Source organism: Parvibaculum sp. (assembly GCF_049672805.1).
Lineage (GTDB): Bacteria > Pseudomonadota > Alphaproteobacteria > Parvibaculales > Parvibaculaceae > Parvibaculum.
The window spans coordinates 1-9,478 of record NZ_JBATWS010000282.1 but is presented as its reverse complement, the minus strand read 5'-3'; the positions used below and the strand labels follow the sequence as shown (position 1 = coordinate 9,478).

7 protein-coding genes are annotated in these 9,478 nt (G+C 61.9%); 2 read left to right on the top strand and 5 right to left on the bottom strand.

Features of this window, described 5'->3' with window-relative positions:
- On the bottom strand, nt 1-2,404 hold a 2,404-nt coding region (gene topA, locus WBF74_RS09120; protein WP_424438471.1), incomplete at its 3' end, for a type I DNA topoisomerase.
- A 374-nt stretch (nt 2,405-2,778) separates the two neighbouring features.
- On the opposite strand from topA, the gene WBF74_RS09115 reads away from it, so the two are divergent.
- Nucleotides 2,779-3,054, top strand: a complete 276-nt coding sequence (locus tag WBF74_RS09115) for a hypothetical protein (RefSeq protein WP_424438468.1) — start codon at nt 2,779-2,781, stop codon at nt 3,052-3,054.
- A gap of 3 nt (nt 3,055-3,057) precedes the next feature.
- Here WBF74_RS09115 and dprA read toward each other — a convergent pair whose 3' ends face one another.
- The 4 genes from dprA to WBF74_RS09095 are packed head-to-tail and all read right to left on the bottom strand — an operon-like array spanning nt 3,058 to nt 7,104.
- Nucleotides 3,058-4,173, bottom strand: coding sequence for a DNA-processing protein DprA (dprA, locus tag WBF74_RS09110; protein WP_424438465.1), 1,116 nt, complete (start codon nt 4,171-4,173; stop codon nt 3,058-3,060).
- A 5-nt stretch (nt 4,174-4,178) separates the two neighbouring features.
- On the bottom strand, nt 4,179-4,823 hold the full coding sequence (plsY, locus tag WBF74_RS09105; protein WP_424438462.1) for a glycerol-3-phosphate 1-O-acyltransferase PlsY: 645 nt from the start codon (nt 4,821-4,823) through the stop codon (nt 4,179-4,181).
- Between the two features lie 2 nt (nt 4,824-4,825).
- Nucleotides 4,826-6,121 carry a dihydroorotase gene (gene pyrC, locus WBF74_RS09100; protein ID WP_424438459.1) on the bottom strand — a complete coding sequence of 432 codons (1,296 nt, stop codon included), beginning with the start codon at nt 6,119-6,121 and terminating at the stop codon, nt 4,826-4,828.
- Nucleotides 6,118-7,104 (bottom strand): aspartate carbamoyltransferase catalytic subunit, encoded by a 987-nt coding sequence (locus WBF74_RS09095; protein WP_424438456.1) that lies wholly within the window; start codon nt 7,102-7,104, stop codon nt 6,118-6,120. Before WBF74_RS09095 ends, pyrC begins: the two co-directional genes overlap by 4 nt.
- Nucleotides 7,105-7,210: 106 nt before the next feature.
- Between WBF74_RS09095 and WBF74_RS09090 the strand changes: the two genes are divergently transcribed.
- Nucleotides 7,211-8,902 (top strand): isovaleryl-CoA dehydrogenase, encoded by a 1,692-nt coding sequence (locus tag WBF74_RS09090; protein WP_424438453.1) that lies wholly within the window; start codon nt 7,211-7,213, stop codon nt 8,900-8,902.
- Nucleotides 8,903-9,478 lie beyond the last annotated feature (576 nt).

The following is a 9,478-nucleotide window of genomic DNA, read 5'->3' as shown; positions in this document are numbered from 1 at the left end:
CATGCTTGATATAGGGCCCGTATTTCCCTTCGCGGATCTGCACGGGTTTACCTGTTTCCGGGTGGTCGCCAAGTTCCTTCAGCACCTTGCCTGCGCGCTCTTCCGCGCGTGCCACCTTCTCGGCCAGCACGGCGACAGCACGGTTCACACCGATGTCGAAAAGCTCTTCCGGGTCTTTCAGGTTTGCATAGGTGCCGTCATGCAGGATGAACGGACCGAAGCGCCCAAGACCGGCGGTGATCTTCTTGCCCGTTTCGGGGTGAATGCCGACCTCGCGGGGCAGGGTGAGCAGGCGCAGCGCCATGTCGAGATCGACATCCGATGCCGCCGTCTTTGCAGGCAGGCCGCTGCGCTTCGGTTTTTCACCTTCCGATAGCGGCGCGCGCTCCACATAAGGCCCGAAGCGCCCGGTCTTGAGCGAGATTTCGGCGCCCGTTTCGGGGTCCGTGCCAAGCACGCGGTCGCCCGATGCTTCCTCGCCCTCGGCACCTGCGGTGAGCTGGCGCGTGAACTTGCATTCGGGATAGTTCGAGCAACCGACAAATGCGCCAAAGCGGCCGACCTTCAGAGACAGGCGGCCATTGTCGCAAGAGGGGCAGTTACGCGGATCGGAACCGTCGCCCCTGTCGGGGAAGACATGCGGCCCCAGAACTTCATTGAGGCGGTCGAGCACTTCGGTGATGCGAAGCTCGGTCGCCTCCGCAACGTTGCCGGTGAAGTCCTTCCAGAACTCGCGCAGCAGATCTTTCCAGTCGAGTTCGCCTGCCGATACCTTGTCGAGTTTTTCTTCCAGTTCTGCCGTGAAATCATATTCGACATAGCGGGAGAAGAAGTTTTCGAGGAATGCAGTGACGAGGCGGCCCTTGTCCTGCGGCACGAAGCGCTTCTGATCCATGCGCACATAGTCACGGTCGCGCAGCGTTTGCAGCGTCGAGGCGTAGGTGGAAGGACGGCCAATGCCGAGTTCTTCCATCCGCTTCACAAGCGTTGCTTCGGTGAAGCGGGGCGGTGGCTCGGTGAAATGCTGTTCGGGACGCACCCTGTCGAGGCCAAGGCGGTCGCCACGCGCGACCTTTGGCAGGCGGTTGCCTTCTTCCGTATCGTCCGGCTCGTCGCGGCCTTCCTGATAGAGGCGGAGGAAGCCGTCGAACACGATGACGGAGCCTGTGGCGCGCAGGCCGATCGGCGCGTCATCTGCTTCCATCTCGATGGTGGTGCGTTCCAGTTGTACGCTTTCCATCTGGCTCGCGACGGTGCGGTTCCAGATCAGTTCGTAGAGGCGGCGCTGATCCTCGTCGAGATGCGCGGCGGCGTGCTTTGGCAGGCGCGCAAGATCGGTCGGGCGGATTGCTTCATGCGCTTCCTGCGCATTCTTCGCCTTCGATGTGTAGAGGCGCGGTGAATCCGGAAGATAGGCCTCGCCAAATTCATTGTTGATGACGGTACGCGCTTGCGCGACCGCTTCGGCGGCAATCTGTACGCCGTCGGTTCGCATATAGGTGATGAGGCCGGTCGTCTCGCCGTCGATCTCCACACCTTCATAAAGGCGCTGGGCAACCTGCATGGTGCGGCTCGCCGAGAAGCCGAGCTTGCGCGAGGCTTCCTGTTGCAGCGTGGAAGTTGTGAAGGGCGGGTTCGGATTGCGCCGGGCGGGTTTGCTCTCGACGGAAGAGACAGAGAAGCGCGACGCCTTGATGCGCGATACGATCTCGGAGGCGGTCTTCTCGTTCGGAATGTCGAACTTGCCGAGCTTCTTGCCGTCAAGCGCAACGAGGCGGGCGACGAAGGGTTCGCCTGTCGCCGTCTTCATATCGGTTTCGACTGTCCAGTATTCCTGGCTCTTGAAAGCATCGATTTCGAGTTCGCGGTCGCAAATGAGGCGCAGCGCAACGGATTGCACGCGGCCTGCCGAGCGCGAGCCGGGCAGCTTTCGCCAGAGAACGGGCGAGAGGGTAAAACCGACGAGATAGTCGAGGGCGCGGCGCGCGAGATAGGCGTCGATCAGCTCCCTGTCGAGGCCGCGCGGGTTCTGCATCGCCTCGGTGACGGATTTCTTGGTGATGGCGTTGAAGACGACGCGCTGGACTTCGACATCGTTCAGCACCTTCTTCTTGTTCAGCACTTCCAGAACGTGCCAGGAAATCGCCTCGCCCTCGCGGTCGGGGTCGGTTGCGAGGATGAGCCGGTCGGCCCCCTTCACAGCGGCAGCAATCTCGTTCAGGCGCTTCTGGGATTTGGCATCTACATCCCAGGCCATCGCAAAATCTTCATCCGGCCTGACCGAGCCGTCCTTCGACGGCAGATCACGCACATGCCCGTAGGAGGCGAGGACCTTGTAGCCCTTGCCCAGATATTTGTTGATGGTTTTCGCCTTGGCAGGCGACTCAACAATGACGACGTCCATCGGACAGGTGCACTCTCTTTATATTAGGCGTGCCGGAAGCCTCATTCGGCGCGCCTGATGCCTTCGGCCCGGAGTATCCGGGCGCGTTCCACGCTGGTGTGCCGTGAAAAGCCCCTTGTCAGCGCCGCATCCGCTGCCTCGAGCCGCCGGGTGAAAATGGTGAAAAGGGTGGGGCCTGTCAAATGGTGTGGCCGCCAGGGGCAAATGAGGGGTTGCGGCCGGGGGCGCAATCCCTCCAATCCGAACGAAGTTTTTTCTAGGCCAAAAGACGTAGCCCGGAAAACCCATATAGACTTTATGGTCAGTTCTGAAGCGATGCTGCTTTGGAGTCAGTTCGCCCGGCGAAATGGCGGCCGGCGAGAGGAGGAGGCTAGATGCGGAAGTCTTTTATCCGAGCAGAAGCGGTACCCGATGTCGGCAGTCTTGCCGGGGCCGGCCCGAGATTGCGGAATATCCCGGTGGCATTCGATGAAGAGGCGGAGGTGGATGATGAGGCTGTCGCCGCCTATTTGCTCGATCTGATGATTGCGTCGCGCCGCCTGGCGGTGAAGCGCGGCTTTAACTTTCTGGCCTATCTGATTGGTATTGCAGCGGAAGAGTCCCGGCTTCTCTCTGTTGGCCGGTCGGGCGCACGGCGCAGCGGCGACTAGGCATCAGCCTTCTGGCAACAGGCTCACGCGGTCCCCGGGGTCACGGTGAAGGCGGCCCGCCAGTTCGAGTTCCAGCAATGTCGCCCGCAAGGCGGGCACGGTTGCGCCGGTTTCACGCAGAATGTCATCGACCGGGGTGGGCGTCGGGCCGAGTGCTGCGAGGATGCGGCTGCGCATATCGTCATCCGGTTCGGACGGGGCGGCCTCATGCGGTGCGAAGAGCGGTAGGTCCGGCTCCCGAAAGAGGCCGGCGGGCGTGGCAAGCGCGGCGATCACATCGCCTGCATTTTCAACGAGCGGCGCGCCATCCTTGATGAGCTTGTTCGACCCTTGCGCTCGGGGGTCGAGGGGGGAGCCGGGGACGGCATAGACATCGCGTCCCTGCTCCAGCGCAAAACGCGCCGTGATGAGCGAGCCGGAGCGAAGCGCTGCTTCCACCACGATCACGGCGAGCGAAAGACCGGAGATCAGCCGGTTGCGGCGGGGGAAGTGACGGGCCTGCGGGCTGGTGCCGGGCGGCATCTCGCTCACAAGCGCGCCGCGTTCTGCTATGGCGCGTTGCAGCTCACGATTTTCTTCCGGATAGACAATATCAAGCCCACCTGCGAGCACGGCGACGGTGCCGCTTGCAAGGGAGCCGCGATGCACGGCGGTGTCGATGCCGCGCGCGAGACCTGAGACAATGGTGAAGCCTTCCGCGCCAAGTGCTTCTGCCATCTCGCTTGCAATGCGTCGGCCTGCGGCTGAGGCATTGCGCGAGCCGACCATGGCGATTGATTTTTTCTGCAGATGAGCGAGATCGCCCAGCACCGAAATAACCGGCGGTGGTGGATCAAGCGCGGCGAGAGAAGGCGGGTATTGCGGGTCGCCCAGCACGAGAAGATGCGCGCCGAGGCGCCCCGCGTGGGCAATCTCCGTTTCTGCCTGTGAGGCCGGAGCAACCTTCAGCCTGCTGCGCGCACCACCTCGCGCGGCGAGATCCGGCAGCGCCTCAAGCGCGGCGACGGCATTGCCGAAATGCGCGAGCAGATCACGAAAGGTGACAGGGCCGACATTCTCGCTGCGGGCAAGACGCAGCCGCGCGAGACGTTCGCTTTCGGAAAGGGCGATGCCCTCCACGCGGTTCAGCCTTCTGCGCTTTCGGCCTGTTTCTGACCGATACGCGGCTCCGTTCCCGAAAGAAGGCGCGAGATATTTCCTCTATGCGCGATGTAGATGAGGATGACGAGCACCACGCTGAGGCCCACCAGTTCCCACTGGTTGAGCCAGGCGAGATAGACAGGTGTCAGCGCGGACGCGACAAGGGCGGAGAGGGAAGAATAGCGCGAGACAATCGCAACCACCGCCCATGTGGCGCAGAAAAGGAGGCCGACCGGCCAATAGAGCGCGAGCAGGATGCCGATAAAGGTTGAGATGCCTTTGCCGCCCTTGAAGCCGAGCCAGACCGGATAGAGATGACCAAGAAAGGCGCCAAGCCCCGCAAGACCTGCGAGCAGGGCGACATCCTCACCTGCAACCCGCGCCACTTCCGCCATGATGAGAATGGCGACTGCACCCTTGGCCGCATCGCCGATCAGCGTGCCGATAGCGACCCAGCGATTGCCGGTGCGCAGCGCATTTGTGGCGCCGATATTGCCGGAGCCGATTTCGCGAATATCGCCAAGTCCCGCGAGCCGCGTCAGAAGCAGGCCGAAAGGAATGGAGCCGAGCAGATAGCCCAATGTCAGCGCGACCAGCATGAGCGGCAGCGCGAGATCGGTGAAGTCCATAGTCAGCGTTCCTCCCCCTGAACGTAGACGGTATCACCGCCAACCATGGTGCGGATGGCGCGCCCCTGAAAGAGGCGATCTTCGAAGGGCGTGTTCTTCGAAATTGATTTCAGCTTAGCCGGATCGAGTTTCCAGGGCACGTCCGTGTCGATCAGGACGAGATCGGCAGGCAGGCCCGTGGCAAGGCGTCCCCGGCCAAGGCCGAGCAGATCGGACGGGCCATAGGTCAGCGCCGCAAGAAGCCGCTCAAGCGAGAGGTCGCCGCTATGCACAAGGGCGAGGCCCGCAGGCAGCAGCGTTTCAAGGCCGATTGCGCCGAAATTCGCTTCGGCGAAGGGACGACGCTTCACTTCCGTGTCCTGCGGATCATGGCTTGAGACGATGACGTCGATCGTACCGTCAGCCACACCGGCGACCAGCGCCTTGCGGTCCTGCTCGGAGCGCAGCGGCGGCGAGAGCTTGAAGAAGGTGCGGTAGCTCCGCACGTCATTCTCGTTGAGTTGCAGATGCGCTGCCGAGACGCCGCAAGTCACCCGAAGGCCGCGCGCCTTGGCGCGGCGAATGATATCGACCGATGCTTCGCACGAAATCTGCGAGACATGGTAGCGGCCGCCTGTCACTTCGAGCAGGCGGAGATCGCGCTCGATCATGATGGTTTCGGCAATGGCGGGAATACCGGCAAGGCCAAGGCGACCGGAAAGCTCGCTCTCATTCATCACGCCGGTTGCAAGCGTGGGCTCTTCGGCATGTTGCACGATAAGCGCGTTCAGATGTGCGGCATAGCTGAGCGCGCGGCGCATCACTTGCGCATTGGCAACCGCCTTCACGCCATCGGTGAAGCCGACCGCGCCTGCCTCGATCAGCAGGCCGAACTCCGTCATCTCGGTGCCGGCAAGCCCTTTGGTCAGCGCGGCCATGGTGTGAACATTCACGATGCCTGTGTCGCGAGCGCGGCGTTCGATGAAGTCCACCAGCGCCACATCATCGATCACCGGATTGGTGTTCGGCATGACGATCATGGTGGTGACACCGCCAGCCGCCGCCGCCTTGCTGGCAAGCGCGAGCGTTTCGCGGTGTTCTGCGCCCGGCTCGCCGGTAAAGACGCGACAGTCGATCAGGCCGGGGGAGAGGACATGGCCATTGCAATCCACCACCTCTGCGCCATCGGGCAGCCCGTCATTGAACAGCGTGGGGCCGAGATCGGCGATAACGCCATTTTCGACGAGCAATCCGCCCATCTGGTCATAGCCGCTGGCGGGGTCGATCAGGCGCGCATTGATGAAGGCGGTGCGGCTCATCTCGCACCCCCATGTCCGGTACGAGGGTCATTCGGAAGATTGCGCGCCAGCGCATCAAGCACGGCCATGCGCACGGCGACACCCATCTCCACCTGTTCGCGAATGAGGCTGCGGTCAATATCGTCGGCGACGGCGCTGTCGATTTCCACGCCCCGGTTCATCGGGCCGGGATGCATGATGAGCGCGTCCGGTTTCGCATAGGCGAGCTTCGCGTAGTCGAGCCCGTAGAAATGGAAATATTCGCGCTGCGAGGGCACATAGGAGCCGCTCATGCGCTCAAGCTGGAGGCGCAACATCATCACGATATCAACACCTTCGAGCCCCTTCTTCATATCGTGGAAGACTTCCACGCCAAGCCGTTCCACGCCGGGCGGCATGAGGGTGGAAGGTCCGATGACGCGCACGCGCGCGCCCATCGCATGAAGCAGGAGAATGTTCGAGCGGGCGACGCGGCTGTGAAGAATGTCGCCGCAGATGGCGACGAGCAGACCCTGAAGCCGGCCCTTGCGGCGGCGGATCGTCAGCGCGTCGAGCAGCGCCTGTGTCGGATGCTCATGCGCCCCGTCACCCGCATTGATGACCGAGCAGGAAACTTTCTGCGAGAGAAGCTCCACCGCGCCCGAGTTCTGGTGACGAATGATGATGAGGTCGGGATGCATCGCGTTCAGCGTCACCGCCGTGTCGATCAGCGTCTCGCCCTTCTTCACCGAAGAGGAGGACACCGACATGTTCATCACATCGGCGCCAAGGCGTTTGCCGGCCAGTTCAAAGGAACTTTGCGTGCGGGTCGAGGCTTCGAAAAAGAGATTGATCTGCGTGCGGCCGCGCAGCACGGAACCCTTTTTATCAACCTGCCGGTTCTGTTCGACATAAGTGTCGGCCAGATCAAGAAGCGCAGTGATGTCGGAAGGGGAAAGGCCCTCTATGCCCAGCAGATGCCGGTGCGGGAAGATGGCTTGCGGCTGTTTGTCAGCATTGGTCATTAAAGCCGCATTGTATAGGGCCGATTCCCGGGTGCGGCAAGGTGGATTTGGCCGCTTGGAGGCCGGGTGTTACGCTGGATGACTGCTTTGACGAGAGGTTCGGATCATGGCTAGCCCCTTGGAAACGCCCGCTGATTTTGCGACGCATGAGGTGTTCAACCAGCCGCCGCCGCTTGAGAACGTGAATTTTTTCATAGGCGACAGGGCGCTTCAGGAGGCGGTGGAGCGGGAAGGGGCGGCGCATGCCAGAACCTCGCTTTCGGCTTTCGGGGCCAAGGTCGGTTCGGCGGAAGTGCTGGATCTCGGGCGGCAGGCCAATGCCTATCTGCCGGTTCTCAAAACCTATGACCGTTTCGGTCATCGGGAGGACCGGGTGGAGTTTCATCCCGCCTATCACCGGCTCATGGCGCTTTCGGTTGAGCAGGGGCTGCATGGTTCGCCCTGGGAGCATCTGAAGGACGGGCTTGATGCGAAGCCGAAGCCCGGTGCTATCGTCGCGCGGCTGGCTGGCACCTATATGATGACGCAGGCCGAGGCCGGTCATGGCTGCCCCATCACCATGACGAATGCGGCTGTGCCTGCGCTTCTCTTTCAGCCGTCGCTGGCGAAGGAATGGGTGCCGCGCATTCTCTCCCGCAGCTATGACGAGCGTTTCCTGCCTGCCGACCAGAAGAAGGGCGTTACCTTCGGCATGGGCATGACGGAGAAGCAGGGCGGCACGGATGTGCGCGCCAATACGACTGTCGCGCATCCCGTTGGCGCAGGCGGGCCGGGCGAGGAATATCGCATCACGGGCCATAAATGGTTTTTCTCCGCGCCCATGTGCGATGCCTTCCTTGTGCTGGCGCAGGCGCCGAACGGGCTTTCCTGTTTTCTGATGCCGCGCTTCCGGCCGGATGGAAGCGTGAATGCCATTCGCATCCAGCGCCTGAAGGATAAGGTTGGCAACAAGTCGAATGCCTCTTCCGAAGTGGAGTTTCAGGCGGCCTCCGGCTGGCTCATCGGCGAGGAAGGGCGCGGTGTGCGCAACATCATCGAGATGGCGACCTATACGCGGCTTGATTGCGCGGTGGCGACAGCGGGGATGATGCGGCAGGCCGTTTCTCAGGCCGTGCATCATTGCTCATATCGCACGGTGTTTCAGAAGAAGCTGATCGACCAGCCGCTGATGGCGAATGTGCTGGCAGACCTCGCGCTGGAAACGGAAGCCGCGACGGCGCTTTCCTTTCGCGTGGCGCGCAGCTTTGACCGCGCGCATGAGGATGAAGCGGAGGCCGCCTTCCGCCGCATCATGACGCCGGTTGCGAAATACTGGGTCTGCAAACGCGCGCCGAACCTCGCCTATGAGGCGATGGAGTGTCTGGGCGGCAATGGCTATGTGGAAGAGGGGATCGCGGGCCGCATCTATCGCGAGATGCCGGTCAACGCGATCTGGGAAGGCTCGGGCAATGTCATGTGCCTCGACGTGCTGCGCGCATTGGCGCGCGAGCCGGAGGCGCTGGAGGTTGTATTCGCGGAGCTTGAGAAAGCCCGTGGCGCAAGCACGGCCTATGACGGCGCGCTGGATGCGCTGAAGGACGCCTTCGCCGATATGGGCTCGCTCGAAGCACGCTCACGGCAGATCGTCGAGCAGATGGCGAAACTCGCTTCCGCTTCCATCCTGCTGCAACACGCGCCGGGCTTCGTGTCGGACGCCTATTGCCAGACACGGCTCGGGCGCGACTGGGGCGATGTTTACGGCACGCTGCCGGTGGGCGCGGATGTGCGGGCGATCAACGAACGGGCGCGGGTGGCTTAGTGAAGGTTGTCTATAAAATCACATGGCCGAATGGCAAAAGTTCTGTGGGTAGCGATTTAACGGATTCGATAACCTATTTCGGCAGCCCAGATAAACGCTTGATTGAGGTGGACTTCCCAACCCGAGCGATGCGACGAGATATGACCAACCGAAGAGAGATTTTATGGGAGTCTAATACCGCATCACCGAGCGAAGTGCGGAAGAAAGAACGAGAGTACATCGGGTTACTGCGTTCGAACGACCCTTCGATCGGCTATAATCGGTCCCCTAAAATCAAACCTTAGGATGATCCAGTTCGTTTCACTTGCCCCAGCCACCACAATCTCAGCGGCATGGTGATAACCACGAGAACTGTTCTGCTGGTGGTGAGGCTTCCCGTGAGCGACATGTCACTGTCGGGTGCGCGCGTGGCGTGACAAAACAAGTGTCATCCCGGCACTCGTTGCCGGGATCCATCAGCGTCTGCGGCAAGCGGCGAGGCGAGTGGATCGCGGGAACAAATCCCGCGATGACATTCCTTATTTATTCGACGCCTGCGCTCAGGAATTGTCTTCGGTCGGTGCGCTCGGTCCATTC